General features: G+C 46.5%; 15 protein-coding genes. 10 read left to right on the top strand and 5 right to left on the bottom strand.

What is annotated here, in order from left to right; translation table 11 throughout:
• Positions 1–95: 95 nt before the first annotated feature.
• Both E4N69_RS10885 and E4N69_RS10880 read left to right on the top strand, forming a co-directional pair.
• Entirely contained in the window at positions 96–884 is a 789-nt protein-coding gene (locus E4N69_RS10885) for an ABC transporter ATP-binding protein (protein WP_253823843.1), read from the top strand.
• On the top strand, positions 787–2,424 hold the full coding sequence (locus E4N69_RS10880; protein WP_253823842.1) for an ABC transporter substrate-binding protein: 1,638 nt from the start codon (positions 787–789) through the stop codon (positions 2,422–2,424). Before E4N69_RS10885 ends, E4N69_RS10880 begins: the two co-directional genes overlap by 98 nt.
• A gap of 96 nt (positions 2,425–2,520) precedes the next feature.
• Here the strand turns inward: E4N69_RS10880 and mtaB are convergent, their stop codons facing one another.
• The 5 genes from mtaB to lepB are packed head-to-tail and all read right to left on the bottom strand — an operon-like array spanning position 2,521 to position 7,064.
• Complete coding sequence (mtaB, locus tag E4N69_RS10875) at positions 2,521–4,053, bottom strand: tRNA (N(6)-L-threonylcarbamoyladenosine(37)-C(2))-methylthiotransferase MtaB (RefSeq protein WP_253823841.1); 1,533 nt, start codon at positions 4,051–4,053, stop codon at positions 2,521–2,523.
• 56 nt (positions 4,054–4,109) lie between these two features.
• Positions 4,110–4,748, bottom strand: a complete 639-nt coding sequence (locus tag E4N69_RS10870; RefSeq protein WP_162664315.1) for a tetratricopeptide repeat protein — start codon at positions 4,746–4,748, stop codon at positions 4,110–4,112.
• Positions 4,749–4,761: 13 nt separating this feature from the next.
• On the bottom strand, positions 4,762–5,124 hold the full coding sequence (locus tag E4N69_RS10865) for a bactofilin family protein (protein ID WP_162664314.1): 363 nt from the start codon (positions 5,122–5,124) through the stop codon (positions 4,762–4,764).
• A 20-nt stretch (positions 5,125–5,144) separates the two neighbouring features.
• Complete coding sequence (locus tag E4N69_RS10860) at positions 5,145–6,341, bottom strand: coproporphyrinogen-III oxidase family protein (RefSeq protein ID WP_253823840.1); 1,197 nt, start codon at positions 6,339–6,341, stop codon at positions 5,145–5,147.
• Positions 6,342–6,350: 9 nt separating this feature from the next.
• A complete protein-coding gene (gene lepB / locus E4N69_RS10855; RefSeq protein ID WP_253823839.1) occupies positions 6,351–7,064 on the bottom strand; it encodes a signal peptidase I in 714 nt (237 codons plus the stop codon).
• A 124-nt stretch (positions 7,065–7,188) separates the two neighbouring features.
• Here lepB and smpB point away from each other — a divergent pair, with 124 nt between their 5' ends.
• The 8 genes from smpB (at position 7,189) to E4N69_RS10815 (ending at position 15,854) form a co-directional block, all read left to right on the top strand.
• Positions 7,189–7,653 (top strand): SsrA-binding protein SmpB, encoded by a 465-nt coding sequence (smpB, locus tag E4N69_RS10850; protein ID WP_253824898.1) that lies wholly within the window; start codon positions 7,189–7,191, stop codon positions 7,651–7,653.
• Positions 7,654–7,695: 42 nt separating this feature from the next.
• Positions 7,696–8,517 carry a TP0183 family DNA metabolism protein gene (locus E4N69_RS10845; RefSeq protein ID WP_253823838.1) on the top strand — a complete coding sequence of 274 codons (822 nt, stop codon included), beginning with the start codon at positions 7,696–7,698 and terminating at the stop codon, positions 8,515–8,517.
• A 6-nt stretch (positions 8,518–8,523) separates the two neighbouring features.
• Positions 8,524–10,653, top strand: a complete 2,130-nt coding sequence (locus tag E4N69_RS10840) for an ATP-dependent DNA helicase (RefSeq protein WP_253823837.1) — start codon at positions 8,524–8,526, stop codon at positions 10,651–10,653.
• A 10-nt stretch (positions 10,654–10,663) separates the two neighbouring features.
• Entirely contained in the window at positions 10,664–11,416 is a 753-nt protein-coding gene (locus E4N69_RS10835; RefSeq protein WP_253823836.1) for a lysophospholipid acyltransferase family protein, read from the top strand.
• Positions 11,417–11,572: 156 nt separating this feature from the next.
• A complete protein-coding gene (locus E4N69_RS10830; RefSeq protein ID WP_162664309.1) occupies positions 11,573–12,247 on the top strand; it encodes a DUF2259 domain-containing protein in 675 nt (224 codons plus the stop codon).
• A 39-nt stretch (positions 12,248–12,286) separates the two neighbouring features.
• Positions 12,287–12,940 (top strand): hypothetical protein, encoded by a 654-nt coding sequence (locus E4N69_RS10825; RefSeq protein WP_253714422.1) that lies wholly within the window; start codon positions 12,287–12,289, stop codon positions 12,938–12,940.
• A 53-nt stretch (positions 12,941–12,993) separates the two neighbouring features.
• Positions 12,994–15,135: a methyl-accepting chemotaxis protein gene (locus E4N69_RS10820; RefSeq protein WP_253823835.1), complete on the top strand. Its 2,142-nt coding sequence runs from the start codon at positions 12,994–12,996 to the stop codon at positions 15,133–15,135.
• Positions 15,132–15,854 (top strand): YkgJ family cysteine cluster protein, encoded by a 723-nt coding sequence (locus E4N69_RS10815; protein WP_253823834.1) that lies wholly within the window; start codon positions 15,132–15,134, stop codon positions 15,852–15,854. The genes E4N69_RS10820 and E4N69_RS10815 overlap by 4 nt, the downstream gene beginning before the upstream one ends.
• Positions 15,855–15,864: the final 10 nt, after the last annotated feature.

Genomic DNA, 15,864 nt, shown 5'->3' with positions numbered 1-15,864 from the left:
GACCAAAATGTCGCTTCTGTATGGAACTACCGCCCTCCATGGCGGAAGATTTTTCTTTTCATGTGTGCACGTGGGTATTTTATAGAGGAGAAGCGATGCTTGAAGTAAAACAGGTAACAAAACGCTATACGGACAACGGCAGGAAAGGCAGCGTACCGGTGCTGGAGGATTTTTCATTGACGATCGGGGACGGGGAGACGGTTGCGCTTATCGGCGAAAGCGGTAGCGGAAAAAGTACCTTGGCGCGTCTTATTTGCGGTTTTGAAAAACCGACTGATGGCAGCATCCGGTGGGACGGCGAGGATGTTTTTCCGCTTGCCCGCAGGAGAACGCTCTACCGGCATATTCAACCCGTGTTTCAGGATAGCCTGAACTGCTTTGACCCAAGGCAAAAAATTAAGAAAAGCCTTTGCGAGCCGCTGCAGCATTTTTGCCGATTTTCTGAAAAGGAGTGTATGGCTCGGCTTGCTCCGCTGCTGGATATCGCCGATATTCCTGCCTATCTTTTGGAAAAGTATCCGCATGAATTGTCGGGCGGTCAGCAAAAAAGGATATGCATTATCCGTGCGCTATCTATCAGACCGAAGCTCGCCGTGTTGGATGAAGCCGTCGCGGGTCTTGATCCTACGGTGATGTTGCATATCCTTCAGCTTTTAAAACGGCTGCAAAAAGAGACGCAATGCGCATATTTGTTTATCACACATGACCTGCAGGCAGCCGCTTTTATGACGGAAAATGAGGGGAAGATCATCAGACTTAGAAGTAACAAAAACAATGGAGGTTTGTATGAATACAAGGAAAATACGATGGATTGCAGCGGTGTCGGTTGCGGCGCTGATTGCCGTGTCGGGATGCAAAAATGCATCGGAGGTAAAAGGCCGTGATGAGTTGATTGTCGGAGAAGCGGTCGATTTTGCAAGTTATGAGCCGATTGGGATTATGGACGGGCTTGGGTTTTCTCATTATTCGGAGATGGTGTATGAAACGCTTGTCCGGTTTGAGAATGGGGAAGTGAAGCCGGCTCTTGCCGAAAGGTGGGAGCATGACGAACATTCGTGGACGTTTCATTTACGGCGCGGGGTTACGTTTACCGATGGGGAGCCGTTTACTGCGGAGGCGGTAAAGGTCAACATTGAAAAGATGCAGGAATTTGTCGGGGACTATCTCGGCTATTATGGGGCGGTTTCGCGGATCAGTGCGGTGGAGGCGGCAGATGAATACACGGTGCGGTTCCGCTATGCAGAACCTCACCCTGCCGTTTTGCAGGAGTTAAGTGCGTCGGCGTTTGGGATGCTTTCTCCTCGTCTGTTTGAAAACGGGAATAATCCCTACGGCTCCTATACAGCGGATACGGCGGGAACGGGGCCTTACGAGATAAAGGCGGCAAACTGTGTTGCGGGGCAGCGGTATCGGTTTACAAAAAATCAGCAATGGTATGGACAAAACGGCGGGCCGGAGTCGTTTACCGTAATGATTATCCCCGATGCGGACAGCCGCGCTCTTGCGCTTAAAGCGGGGGAAATCGATATACTGTTCGGTTCGTATCAAATTACCTACGATATGCTGGAGCAGGTCAGGATGCCGGCGCAGACCGGGATGACGAATCAGAACGGTGCGGGGGCCGGGTTGACCGTGCGGTTTTCGGATAAAACCTATATCACCCGGAATCTGCTGCTCAATGCGTCTTCGCCGCTTACGCGGGATAAGCAATTGCGTTTGGCGCTTGAGTACGCAATCAATAAAGATGAAATTATCAATACGGTACTGCACGGAAGCGAAGTTAAGGCGGATACGCTGTTTACCCGCGATATGCCGTATTGCGATGTTGCGCTGCCGCCGTATCAATACGATAAAGCGCGTGCGGTGTCTCTGCTTGAGAAGGCCGGTTGGACGGAACTGAATGGCAAGGGAATACGGATGCGCAATGGAACGCCATTACAGCTGCGGGCGATTTATCAGAGTGCAAAGCCTATCGACGGGCAAATACTGACGGCGGTGAAAGGGCAGCTTGCGGATATCGGCATTGATCTTGTCTTGCAAGGGTACGAAACGATGACGTGGTTCGATACCGGTACGTCGGGTGCATTTGAACTGTCCGTCAACGACACTTACGGCTTTCCCCAAGACCCGCATGTCTTTTTGACTGCGATGGCGGACGACGGGTTGGATAAAACCTCTCAGGCAGGCTTGGTGCAAAAAGCGCGCATCGATGCCTGTATTGCCGGTATGATGAGCACCGTAAACGAAGATGCGATACGGGACGATTATCGATTCATTTTAACAACGCTGCATGATGAGGCGGTGAACATACCGATTTCTTATGCGAAAGAGATGGCGGTATACAATTCGGAAAAGGTGAAGGATATTGCGTTTGCCGACAATCCGTACAGCCTCGATATGACGCGGGTAATAGTGTGGCCATAAAAGAATAGAGCATCTCTAAAAACTCGGTTAGATTTTTAGAGATACCCATCGGTACCATTACCTATTACCCACCAAAATGATGTGAGGTTGCTTCGGTTAGCTGTGCGGGTCGGAGATGATTTCCGTTAGTACGGCATTCTTTCCCTGTACTCGTATATGGACATATTCGCCGCCGTATAAACGATATTCTTGCAAAGAAGCCGATGTTAACGGCAGCGAAAGATAGTTTTCCGTGATAACGGTTTGCTGTCCGTTGCGCGGCGCTTCGACAACCCCGCATATCAGTTTTCCATCCCATGCCTGTAAATATGATACGGATTGCGTTTCCGCCAGTTCGTTCAGCTTTTTTATCCGTTGACCTGCGATCCGTTCAGGTACTTTTGGCTGCATTTTCCACGCCTCTGTTCCCGGGCGGGCGGAAAAGGGAAACGCATGTATTCCGGCAAACTCAAGTTCACGGCACATCCGGTAGGTTTCCTCAAAATCAGCTTCCGTTTCACCGGGGAAACCGGCGATGATATCCGCACCGATAAACGGATTGTCCTTTACGCGGCGGAGTTCGGAAACGGCTTGGTATATGGTTGCTTTCCTGTAGCCTCGGTGCATCGCTTTAAGGACAGTATCGCTGCCCGATTGTACGGAAAGGTGGAAGTGGGGGCAAATCTGCGGATGTGCCAGCAGCGGAACAAGTGTCTCATCTATCCTGTCGGGATAGAGGCTCGAAATGCGGATACGCATTGCAGTGTTTTCCAGTATGAGTTTGAGCATATCGGCAAAGTCTCCGACTTCGCTCCGGTACTGCGACAGGTTCACACCCGTCAGTGTTACTTCATGAGCACCGGTTTCTTCTATACAGCGAAGCCGTTCGAGGACTTCGGCGGCGGGCAGCGACACGGATTTTCCCCGTGCAAGCCGTATCCTGCAATAAGCACAGGCATCGTTACAGCCGTCCTGAATTTTCAGCAGTGCGCGTGAGTGGAATAAAAAATGCGGGGAGCTGAGTGCGAATAGCCGGCTCTCCCGTATGCCGTGTATGGATATGTTTTGTACTGATGAATTTTGTACCGGTTTGGTCTGTGTATGCTGCGGAACCTTGGTTGTCAAGTCGGTAAGGTAGGCGCGCACTGCACTTAGAAAAAAGGCTGTGTCAAAGTAAGCGCTGTCGGCTACCAATTTTGCAAGGTATGCCGGTATTTCGGTTAATAAATCTTTCTGTTGTCCGGGAAACGCGAGTATGTGGGGGTGCAGCGCTTCTATTGCTGCGGCTTCCAGTTGCGCATAGCAGCCTGTTACCAGAATAACGGCATAGGGATGTGTCTTCACCAATAATCTGATCAGCCGACGCGCCTTTTGTTCCGCTTTGCCGGTTACCGTGCATGTATTCACAAAGCAGAGAACCGTCTGTTCGGGCGGCAGCGCGGAAGATAATCGAATGGGAGCCGCGGATTCCGGGGCTGTTATCGTTGAAGTGCCGGCAGGCGTTGTACCGGCGTATCCGGCATAATCGGCATGACCGGTATAGATGGAAAATCCCGCATCGGTACACAGCGCGGCAAAGGACTCAGCCTCTGTTTGATTAAGCCTGCATCCGAGCGTTTCAATTCGTATTGAACATAATTGAACATTCATATTAATGAAGAAAACCTGCACAAAGAGTCAAGCAGAAGGGCGGGCGCTGCGACGGATTAAAAGCGGTGCAGTACGCGTTCATAACCTTTTTGAGCATCGGTTGAATTTTTATTCAGCTGCAATGCAGACGAATACGCCTCCAATGCTGCCCGGTATTCCTTTGCCTGTTCCCGCGAGTACGCAAGCCGCGTCCACCACACGCTATTGAGCGGTTCCAACCGGATAGCGGTAGAAAAGGCAATATCGGCATGACGGTATTTTGCCATGCGCAAATACAATTCTCCGATATGATAATACACGCCGCTTACCTTCGTACCGTTAGGCGCATAGGCGATATACTCTTCAAAGAGATGCAGACTCTCTTCGTTCCTTCCAAGGTGATAGAGCGCTTGTGCATGGCTTTCAATAAGCCGCGGATCATATTGCGAAACTTCCCGCCCTTTAACTGTCCAGTCGGCCGCTTCCTGATAGCGTTCGTCGGCAAGTAGCGCCCATGTCAGCACAACATAGCTGTCGATATTGCGGGGCATTCGTTCTATTTCGTTTAAACATACCGATGCGGATTCTTTATAGCGGCCTTCACGATATAATACCAGCGCATCATCACCCTTTTGTGCATAAATACAATAGGGAAAAAAGAGCGTTAAAAAAACTAATGCGATTCCTGCCGGAAATCTTTTGCGAAAAGCAAACACGTTCTTACAACCTCTAGTGCCGATTCATCGTACAAATTCCGCTGAAAAAACAACCGCTATCCAGTATTACTTCGGGAGCTGTTACGTCGCCGGTTAATTTACCTGAGGCAAATACATGTACGGAGGTTGTAGCAGTAACATTACCGATGACCTCGCCTTTAATAATAACGCGGTCTGCGTTTATCTTTGCCTTTACTTTTGCATATTCACTGATCATTAAATCGCTTGAAGATTGAATGGTTCCTTGTACGGCACCCTTTATCATAAAGGGCTTTTCAAACTTAATGATCCCGTCAAAGACAATATCCTCAGCTAAAACCGTATCGTAATCTTCTTCATCCAAATCTATCAACGCTATTTTATCCGTTTCTGTCATAGCACATAGAATAACAATGATTAACCGTCGAGGTCAAGAGGCTTTCCGGCAGGGCATTGTGCTTTTGTATCCAGTTCCGAAAGCGCATCGACTAAAAAACGGTTGAGGAAAAGCATGCCTTCTTCCGTAAGATATACGCGATGAGGTTCGATGCGGCACTGCCCGTGTTTTTCCCAGCTGCTGAGGGTTTCTCCGATAAAGGCGGTAATATCCGCGCCGAACCGCCGGGCAAAGGCTGTACGGTTAATCCCTTCCGAAAGCCGGAATCCCATCAGTAAGACTTCTTCCAAAAAGGTATTTCGGTCGATATGTTCGCACGGATATACCGAAGTGCGGTCGGCTGCAGTCATCCATTTATCGATATCTTTGCTCCCTTCAAAACGTGCTGCTGCGATAAATCTGCCGTTGCTATCTTCATATATCAAAGTGCCGCATGCAGCCGGGCCGATACCGGCGTATGGTTCCATATTCCAATAGATTTGATTATGCAGGGAGCGGTACTTATCCTGATACGAAAAATTCGATACCTCATACCGGATGTACCCGTTTTCAGCTAAAAGCTCGGTGTTTTCCCATAAAAGCTCGGAAATAAAATCTTCCCGGGTATCGGGGAGCGGATCTTCGCTGCAAAGCCCGTAGAGGGAGAGGTGCTCGATGCGGTAGTCTATCAGTCGCCGTACATCGTCGGAAAGGCTTGCCGCGGTTTGTCCTGTCAGACCTGCGATTAAATCGCAGGAAAGTGCACCCTGCCATCGGCGTTTTATCGTCTCCAAAGCCGCTATCGTTTTTTCTTTTGAACCGCGGCGTCCGTTTACGGCCAATACATCGTTATCAAAAGTCTGCACGCCGATGGAAAGCCGGTTGACGCCGCCTTCGCTGCAGGCTGCAAGCCAGTCAGCGGTAATATCCTCAGGATTTGCTTCTATCGTAAATTCTTGAACCGGCTGTTTCTGTCCTTCACAGACTCCAGCGGCAAGCGTACGAATATCATCGGGGTGCAGCAGCGAAGGTGTGCCCCCGCCGATATAGACGGTTTTCCATGCTTCAATAGCAGAGCGTTCTTTAAAAAAGCGAACATCCTGCAAAAGCCGTTCAATAAATTGAGGATTAGGATGGTATGGGCGGAAATCCGCCTTTTGCGTTATCGAGTAAAAATCGCAATAACGGCATTTTTGTGTACAAAAAGGAATATGAATGTAAAGACCGGAAGGTTTCACGGTTTTGGCTTAAAAAACCGAAATATGAGAAAACGGCCAATATCGCATCAATATGCGTCCTTTGATCTGCGTTGCCGCCTGTAATGGCCCCCAGAGGCGGGAATCACTTGAGGCAATCCGGTTGTCGCACAACACAAAATATTCCCCTTCTTTGAGCGTCATTTCGGGATAAGCTCCTGAGAATGGCAGTGATGTATCCCAGTTCTCCGGCAGGTTTTCGATTTTGACGTTATAGTCGTTTTCCGTTACTTCAAACTCGGTTAAGAAATGCCCACCGTTTTTTGTTTTAATATGCAACACAAAACCTTCCATGTATATCGTATCGCCGGGGATACCGACAACACGCCGGATAAAAGGCTTCGCTTGCGACGGTTGATTGGATTTAAAAGGATGAACCAGCTGAAAGGTAAAAAAAGCAACGATTTTTTGAGTCGTTTTTTCAAAAAAACTTTGATGAGGCCGTTCAATCGGTTCAACCGTTACCAGAGCGCCTCGTTCGATATCTTTTTGAGCGGAATAAAAAGGAGTCGTGATAACCATATCACCGGAGGAAAAAGTCGGCTGCATTGTATCCGCTTGGATACGATATGTCGTAATAATATATGAGCTGATCAGCTGATAAAAGATAAACATGAGAAAGACAATACAACAAATGCGGAGCAATCGAAACCGTTTTGCCCGCCGCTCAGTATAGGAAGTAAATTTGTACCGTTGAAAAAACATAAAAAACCTATTTTACCAGTGGTGCCGACATATCCGAATGAATGATGCCGGAATACCTTTTGAAGATACAGTACCATTTTGTCTCTACGTTGACAAGTATTTTCAGATGAATATAATGAGTTTAATGGACGGAGAGTCGATAAAAATTATCGCAAAAAATAAAAAAGCGCATTTTGACTATTCTATCGAAGAAACAATAGAATGCGGGATTGCGCTGCAAGGTACCGAAATAAAATCGGTGAGGGACGGGCGTATTTCATTTCCCGACTCGTTTGCCGAAATTATGCAGAATGAGGTATGGTTAAAGAATTTTCATATTTCGGAATACGTTTATTCTTCAATATTTAACCATGATCCCGACCGTCCTAAGAAACTACTGCTGCATAAAGATGAAATTAAACGATTAACTCGAAAAACGGAAGAAAAAGGCTATACACTCATTCCGCTTGAATTTTATTTAAAGCGAGGACGGATTAAGGTTATGCTCGGCATCTGCAAAGGGAAAAAGCAGTTTGATAAACGTGCCGACATAAAAGAACGGGATATTAAGCGGGATGTACAACGGGAATTGCAGCTAAAGAACAGGTAATAACGAGCAATGAAATATAGAGAAACAAAGAAACTTTACATAATGCTTCTCCTTCTGCTTATTAGCCTGCCACCGGTGCTTTCGGCGCTTCCGGGCGTTGCCGTATATCAATTACAGGCTCCTACTATGAACGAACAGATTGCCCAAACGGTTGATAATCTTGTTTTCTCTTTTATTAAAGAACTTAAAACCTATACTATCTTTGATTTGCGTAATGAGTCCGCGCCGGTTGATTTTCCTAAAAATCCGGCTATTGAATATATTTTCTTCGGGGCATTGGAAGAGGTTCCGGAGGGGATTAAGCTTGAACTTATTTTAAAGGGACGAAAAGATCAGTTTACCCGCATCATTTCAAAAGTATACAATAATATTAACAAGATTCTCCTTGATTCCCGACTGTTAGTGTTCAACCTCTTTGACTTTTCGGTTCCGCTGGAGCAACTTGCGCGTTCCCTGCCGCAAACTGAGCAGAATACGGAGTTCGGGTACATCGACACCGTTGATTCGCTTGCTGGTTCATGGAAGGGGGAGCCGGGGCTCGACCGTGTGATGATCTTGCGCGGCGGTCGCGGAATGGCGGTATTTTCAAGCGGTGTGTCCGTCTCACTCGATTTAAAAATCGATAACGGATACTTGCTGGTAACGCAAAAAGGCAGTTTGCAGCCCCGCCAATTTCTCAATTTACCCGATGAAATTGCCCGCCAAGCGGTTCAAAAAACCAATCCTCCACAGTGGCGCTTTTTGGTATCCCCCGATAAAAAAATTCTTTCAGGCACAAAGGTCGATGCTCAGATTCAATACAATGAAACGGCTATTATCAGTGTTAAATACGATACCGCAACGGTAGAATGGCTGCGCGATTAAGCCTTTATGCACTACGAAGATGAAGCGGAGGAACGTGTATACCACCGCCTTAATGCCGATACAATAGCAGGCTATCTTGAAGAAACCGGCAGCTTTGCGTCTTTTTTTGACCGCTATGAAGAACGCCCGTCACAGCTCGATCTTATCCGCGCAATAACACATTGTTTTAACGACAGCGCAATCGGTGTTTTTGAAGCAGGAACCGGCGTTGGGAAGAGTTTAGCCTACTTGCTGCCTGCCTTTGAATGGGCGCTTGCAAATAAAGTTCGCATTGTCATCTCCACCGGCACCATCAATCTACAGCATCAGCTCATCGATAAGGATGTTCCCGACGCCTTAAAAATACTCGGTGTATGCGGCGAACAATCGGAACAGCCGCAGGCGGTGCTCATTAAGGGGCGGCAGAATTACCTCTGTTTGCGGCGGCTCATGCAAACGATACAGGAACCTGATCTTTTTAGTCATGAGGCGGAAGAGCTGGCAGCCATTCAAAAATGGGCGCAAACATGCCAAGACGGCGCCCGCTCTTCACTCCCGTTTATGCCCGCGGCAGGATTGTGGTCAAAGATTTGCTCCGAATCGGATAACTGCCTTGGGCAGCGCTGTCCTTTTTATACCGACTGTTTTGTGATGAAGCTGCGTAAAAAAGCGGAAAAGGCAGCGCTCTTAATTGTTAATCACCATCTGCTCTTTGCCGATCTCGCCAGCAGAAAAGAAGGCGCCGGTTATGATTCAACTGCCGTTCTGCCGCCCTTTAACGCAATCATCTTTGACGAAGCTCACACGATTGAAGAGGCGGCAAGCGGATTTTTTTCGCGTACCTTTTCCCGCTATGATTTAACCCGCTGTATTACAACGCTTTCCCGTACTAAAAAGGGAAAAGCCGCCGGCTGTATCGAAAAAATCACTGCGGTTTCTACTAAAGCCGAGTTGATGCCTGCTATTATCGCCGCTCTTGCAAAAACGCAAACGGCTTACTCCGTATTGGAGGCGCGGGCGCTCTCGTTTTGCGGGAATGTGAGCAGTCTCGGTTTTACACAGGTTCCGGCATCGAAGACGGCGGCGCTGCTTGCCGCGTGCAAGGATTTTTACGCGGAGCTGAATATCCTGAATGTCAAGCTCGCGGTGCTGATTACCAATGCCGAACCGGATGAAGGTTCTCCGTATGAAGAAGCGGTGCGGGAAGGTTCGCTTGCACTGCACCGGCTGCAAGACATTTCCGAAACGCTCGAAAATTTTTTCCGTTGGAAAGAACTGCCCGAGTATGTCTTTTGGATAGAAAAATACCAAAGCCCTGCGGGGGAAGTTCCGTACTTTAATCAAACGCCGGTGGATATGTCGGGTTTGCTGCGGCAGGCGGTATTCATCCCCTTCGATACCGTCATTGCCCTTTCCGCAACCCTGAAAATCGGCACGAGCTTTTCGTATTGGCTGGGCAGGGTCGGCTTGCATCCTTTTTCCGACAAGCCGGTGCGCACCGGTACCTTTGAATCGCCTTTCCCGTACGACAAAAATGTGCTCTTAAACATCCCGACCGATGCACCTGCCCCTGATGATGAGCAGTTTCAGCAATTTGTGAACACCGCCGTTACCAAATTGATTGAAATGACCGGAGGAAAAACGCTTGTCCTGTTTACTTCTTACGAGTCGTTAAAACAAACTTGTGCGTACGCCCGCACTCAGCTGCCCGATATGGAGCTTTTACAGCAGGGAGAGGACGACCGCAGCCGCCTCTTGCAAACCTTTAAGGAACATATCGAAAGCAGCTTATTCGCGACCGCATCGTTTTGGGCAGGCATCGACGTACCGGGCGAGGCGCTCAGCCATGTCATTTTGGTAAAACTCCCTTTTGCCGTGCCGAGTGCACCTCTTTTTCGTGCCCGTGCCGATGCCATCGAAAAAAGAGGCGGCAGCTCGTTTATGCAGCTGAGCGTCCCCGAAGCAGTCGTACAATTCCGGCAGGGCTTCGGCCGCCTGATGCGCTCGCAAACCGACCGCGGCATTGTAACGCTGCTCGACAAGCGGGCGCTTGTGAAACAGTACGGAAGAATCTTTATCGACAGTATTCCTAAAACCAAGCAATGCTTTGCATCTTTAGAAGAAATAGTTTATACTGTCGAAAACTTTTTGTATTGACAGGGACTTTATGCTTGGCGTTTTTTGTATTATATGCTGTATCGGCACTTTGGCCGGATGGGCGTTATTAAACCGTATTGCTTATGCTATTCACCGCTCGTGGTGTAAAAAAATCAATGCACATATTTCGACCGTTGTCGCGCACCGTATCTTTTCGATTTTTTCTGCTTATCTTAATTTCCATTTCAGAGGGGATTATTCTCTTGTGCCGCAGCTGCCGGAACAGTATTTGCTGATTTCCAACCACCAAAGCATCTTAGATATTGTGGTGTTTATGAACTATCTCGGTGGAAAGCGTGTTCGTTTTGTTGCGAAGAAGGAACTGGCAGACTATGTGCCGTTAGTTTCCGTTATGCTGAAAAGTGACGAACACTGTATCGTGCAGCGTACCGGTAGTCCCAGTCAGGCCATGCAGGCAATGGATGCATTCGCGCGACGGGTGATGCGCAACAATTGGATACCGATACTCTTTCCTGAGGGAACCCGCTCAAAGAATGGCGAAGTCGGAACTTTTCATTCGGCCGGTTTCCGGCGGTTTTTATCCAAGGCACCGATGCCGGTAGTTGTTGCCGCGGTTGACGGCGGGTGGAATATTTCTTCGGTAACTCGGATGGCAACCAATCTACGTGGAGGCGCATATCGGGTAAAAGTTCTTAAAATATATCCGACACCCACTACAAAAGAAGCCCAGTTAAAAGTTTTGGAAGAAGGTAAGGCTTTGATACAAGAACAGCTTAAAGTCTGGCGACAGCTGAGTAAGTAATGGGTAATGGATAATTTGTAGTATTTGGTAATTGGTTTCCGATTACTTTGAACAAGATAAAGTGCTTGTTTTGCTTCCCCTTTTTAAAGTTTGCATTTTATATTCCGATACAAGTATAGGAACGTAATCCACGGATTTTCACGCGCAGGAGTTGTTATGCGAAAATTTTATACCATAATTGTTATGGCGGTCTTTGCGGCTGCCGTTTATGCCGGCGATCTTGCAAACTTTGTTAATTTAGGCTTTTCCGCTGACGGAACTAAGTTTGCTTTCGGCCAATACGGTTTACAGGATAAAACCTATCGCGCGTATGCCGAAATTTACGCTGTCGATGTAGGTGCCAATACTTTTCTCCCCAACGGTATTTTCAGAACATCTCCTTCAAAGCAAACGGAAGGAAAAGAAAGTAAATCGACTTTCCTTGCACTGCAGAATAGGGCTCAAGTTTCACTGAGCAAGTGGGGTATTTCCGAAACACGGCAGGGACGTGTTCTTTATGCGCAAACAGAAGCAACTGAAGGAAATCAAACACTATTTTTCCGCGACTTCCAGACAAGCGACGAATATACGGTTGTGCTTAATACGACACAAAAATCAAAAACGGAAAGTTCATTTTATTTAACGGTAGAAAAAACAAAACCGAATGGTACCAAGGTAAAAAAAGAAGTCGGCCGCCCCGATTATGTGCGAAGTGGTGTTAAAAATTATGCCGTTAAGAAAATACTGATGGACGATACCTCTCGCGCTCTGATTTTCATCATAGAAAAAAAAGAACGCTCTGTGGCAGGTGATTCGTTCCGTTATATGGTTGAAGCGACTTTAATCGACTAGCTATTTAAATTTTTATTTATTCGGTATATACTAGTAACTATGAGTACTGATATACTGATAACAGACGATCGTTTAAATTTTTCGTTAAGTTTAGCTGATTTCCTACGAGTACAGGGTCAACGCGTAATTGTTATTTCCGATGCCGAACGAACAAAAGATAAAAAAGCGGAGAATGCGATAGGCCCTGTGCTATTATGGAATCGCCAATCCGTATTCTCTCTTCAATCTTTACCACTCCAATTTAAAAATTTACAGTTGAATATTGAAACTGCTCTGCTGATCTTTGATGCACCGGCATATACCGAATTATATTCCAATACCGGTGTATTGCATGCCGATAAGATTGTTACCGAATTGATTACTGCAAATATACAGTTAGCCTACACTTTCATGCGGTATTTTATTCATAAAAAATCGGGGAAGTTAATATTTGTACATCGAGATGTCTCTCCTTCATGCGGGAATATACCGGTTGCCGCTGCTTCCGGGGCCTTTGTGAGGATGGCGGAGGCAAGTTCGGCAACGATTGCACAGGAAGAAAACGCTCTTTTGCAAACAATGCTTGTTCGTCTTGAAGGAGAAGATAATGCTCTCTATACCGAATGGTTGGCTGCACAAATAAACCAGTCAGCATTATCGCGCATACCCGGTAAATGGATAAAAGCAGGACAACGCGGATTATTTGGAAAATAGGATTCTTCTTTTAGGCATTCTTTAATTATCATTTGTTATTGAGGAGAGAAATGATGGATACTAGAAAAAGGAATATATCCCTGCGCGCTAAAATTTTGCTTGCCGGCGTCGTTATATTGTGTATTTTAATAATATGCGCTTGCGCTATAATCGGTTTTCAAGTATATCAGGTTAATATAAAACAATACGACCGAACCTCATCCCAGCAGTTCTCGCTGATAGAACAAACGATCATGCTGTTTATGCAAAATAATAAAAATACGGCAAAAGTGCTTGCAGAGCATCCTATCGTGCAAGTTGCTGATACCAGCCTCAATAATTATACGACTACAAAGCAGAACATGATACTGAAAAATGTACCGAAAGGAGAGATAGAGCAAGATATAGTAACGCTGTTTAAGCGTGTCTATAACGGATATTCCGATATCGCGGAAGTTTTTTTCGGATCAAAATGGGGCGGGTTTGCCAGTTCGTGGGATGATACCGTCAGCGCGGGATTTGATCCGCGAAAGCGTATATGGTATCAACAAGCGGAAGCTGCCGGTGGCGATACCGTTGTGACCCCTGCGTATATGTCGACGATAGGGGCCCCTGTTATCTGTTTTTCCAGACAAGTATTATCGCCGGAAGGGCGTTTTATCGGAAATCTGGGACTTGAGGTAAAACTTGAGCAACTTACTTCATTTATTGATTCGATAAAAGTCGGCAAGGCAGGATATGTAATGTTGTTTCAAAATGACGGGACTATTTTAGCCGATCCGATGCATCGAGATTTAGTGTTTACAAAGCTGGATAGTACCGGTAATCAATACCTTAAACATTTTCAAGATATCGGTATCGAAACGAAAGTTGTTACGATCGATAATATTCAGTGGCGGATACGGGTTTTTGCTATTGATGAATTAGGATGGAAAATAGCGATATTGATGCAAAATAGTGAGATATTGGAAAGTTTTTACCGAATCGTTATCAGTATGGCAGCAGTCGGAACGGGGATGCTGATTATATTTTTCTGGCTTATTTTCTGGTTCTCAAAACGTATAAAAGGATATTTCCGAAAGTTACAGCTTATCTTTGCAAAAATGGCATCCGGCGATCTGACCGGACGATTTTACATTAAGAAAAATGATGAAATCGGTCGTCTGATGATCGATTTTAATACGACAATGGATAAGGTTGCCGGTATGATTAATTCGCTTATCCATGAATCGAAGGCGATGCAGCATGTGGGAGATGATCTCTATAATAATATGGCCGAAACGGCAAGTGCAATAAACGAAATCAGTGCAAATGTGGAAAGTATTAAAAGGCAAGCAAAAACCCAGGCTTCGAGTGTTCAAAAAACCGGCAATGTAGTTGAAAATATTATTGCGCAAATTCAAGAACTGGATAAAGAGATTACAGTACAAGCAAATTCAGTTGCGCACTCTTCTTCTGCAGTTGAAGAAATGGCTGCAAATATTGTTACTATTACGCAAACGCTTGAAAAAAATAATGATTTGATAAAAGAGATGTATTCGATGACTCGTGAGGGGAAAAACGGCGCTAATACGGCAAACTCGGTAGTTAAGCAAATAGCAGAACGATCCGATGCACTTTTGGAAGCGAGTCTGATTATTCAGAATATTGCAAGCCAGACAAACTTGCTCGCTATGAATGCCGCTATCGAAGCCGCCCATGCGGGAGAAACCGGAAAAGGTTTTGCGGTTGTTGCAGATGAGATCCGTAAACTTGCGGAAGAATCAAATGCACAGGGAAAGCAAATCGGCGGTGTTTTAAAAGAATCTATTGAAATTATTCGTACGCTGATAGCTGCCGGTAACGGTGCCGAACAGACCTTTGATAAGGTATATGAACTTGCGACCCGAATTTCCGATCAGGAAGACTTTATTACGCGTTCCATGCAAGATCAGATGAATGCGAATAAAGAAGTATTGGCAGCGATTAAAGATATCAATATTACTACGAATACGGTACAAGCCGGTTCATCGAAAATGCTTTCGGGTAGCGGAGAAGTTGCGCAGGAGATGAATAAACTGGATGGATTGACTCAGGTTATTACCAACAGCATGGACGAAATGTCTGCCGGTGCTATTCAAATAAATAATGCTGTTGTAGAAGTAAATGAGCTGGTTCAAAAAAATAAAGAAAGTATCGAAATATTGGCGAATAAGGTAAAAGAATTTACGATATGATAAAAGAAGCGGAAAAATTTGCGGGTACTGTGATCTATGATATTTTGACGGCAGTTGATTCGTTGTATAATGATATAGACGCAGGTCAAAAAATATGGAAGGCAAAGAGCCCCATGCAATGCCCTGATGGCTGCGGTAGTTGTTGTGTTCATTTTGAACCTGAAGTATATGAGGCTGAAGCGCTGTATCTCGCGGCATGGATGCTGGAAAATCAGAGCGAGCGGGCGGAACGTATTGCCGAAGCGGACAGCGGTGCTTCTATCGGAGGCGACGGTTGCGTTCTGTTTGACCCCGAAAGCCCGTATCACTGCACGGTGTACGGCGGACGGTGTCTGATATGCCGGTTATTCGGTTTTTCGGGAGATCATGGTAAAGACAGGCGTATCCGCTGGAAGCCGTGTCGATATATGGAGCCTTCCGTAGTTACCGGTAATGCAGCAGGCGGAATTTCCGGTACCCCTATCAACGGGATAGGTACGGTGCAAGATGTTCAAACGGGGCGGCAATATGGAGAAGAGGAGATGATGCGGTTATTCGGTGCTGTTCCGCCGTATATGGGCGCCGCTTCGTCAAGCCTTTTGGCTCTGAATCCCGATGATACACACCCCCTCCCGCTGCGGATTGCGCTCCCTGCTGCGATTAAAAAGCTGAAAATGTTGTTGCACTTTATCACACCGCCCGAACCCGATTGTCCTTCACCGCATCCGTTAAGTGCCTAGCACTGCCGCT

The organism is Treponema sp. OMZ 906, assembly GCF_024181185.1.
Classification (GTDB): Bacteria; Spirochaetota; Spirochaetia; order Treponematales; family Treponemataceae; genus Treponema.
The sequence above is the reverse complement of the archived record's forward strand: the minus strand, read 5'-3'. Positions and strand labels throughout refer to the sequence as shown.

What these genes read in the sequence shown, in the direction of transcription:
- E4N69_RS10885 (WP_253823843.1), top strand. Translation starts at nt 96, where the DNA reads ATGCTTGAAGTAAAACAGGTAACAAAACGCTATACGGACAACGGCAGG.
- E4N69_RS10880 (WP_253823842.1), top strand. Translation starts at nt 787, where the DNA reads ATGAATACAAGGAAAATACGATGGATTGCAGCGGTGTCGGTTGCGGCG.
- mtaB (WP_253823841.1), bottom strand. Translation starts at nt 4,053, where the DNA reads ATGAATGTTCAATTATGTTCAATACGAATTGAAACGCTCGGATGCAGG.
- E4N69_RS10865 (WP_162664314.1), bottom strand. Translation starts at nt 5,124, where the DNA reads ATGACAGAAACGGATAAAATAGCGTTGATAGATTTGGATGAAGAAGAT.
- lepB (WP_253823839.1), bottom strand. Translation starts at nt 7,064, where the DNA reads ATGTTTTTTCAACGGTACAAATTTACTTCCTATACTGAGCGGCGGGCA.
- smpB (WP_253824898.1), top strand. Translation starts at nt 7,189, where the DNA reads ATGGACGGAGAGTCGATAAAAATTATCGCAAAAAATAAAAAAGCGCAT.
- E4N69_RS10845 (WP_253823838.1), top strand. Translation starts at nt 7,696, where the DNA reads ATGCTTCTCCTTCTGCTTATTAGCCTGCCACCGGTGCTTTCGGCGCTT.
- E4N69_RS10840 (WP_253823837.1), top strand. Translation starts at nt 8,524, where the DNA reads ATGCACTACGAAGATGAAGCGGAGGAACGTGTATACCACCGCCTTAAT.
- E4N69_RS10835 (WP_253823836.1), top strand. Translation starts at nt 10,664, where the DNA reads ATGCTTGGCGTTTTTTGTATTATATGCTGTATCGGCACTTTGGCCGGA.
- E4N69_RS10830 (WP_162664309.1), top strand. Translation starts at nt 11,573, where the DNA reads ATGCGAAAATTTTATACCATAATTGTTATGGCGGTCTTTGCGGCTGCC.
- E4N69_RS10825 (WP_253714422.1), top strand. Translation starts at nt 12,287, where the DNA reads ATGAGTACTGATATACTGATAACAGACGATCGTTTAAATTTTTCGTTA.
- E4N69_RS10820 (WP_253823835.1), top strand. Translation starts at nt 12,994, where the DNA reads ATGGATACTAGAAAAAGGAATATATCCCTGCGCGCTAAAATTTTGCTT.
- E4N69_RS10815 (WP_253823834.1), top strand. Translation starts at nt 15,132, where the DNA reads ATGATAAAAGAAGCGGAAAAATTTGCGGGTACTGTGATCTATGATATT.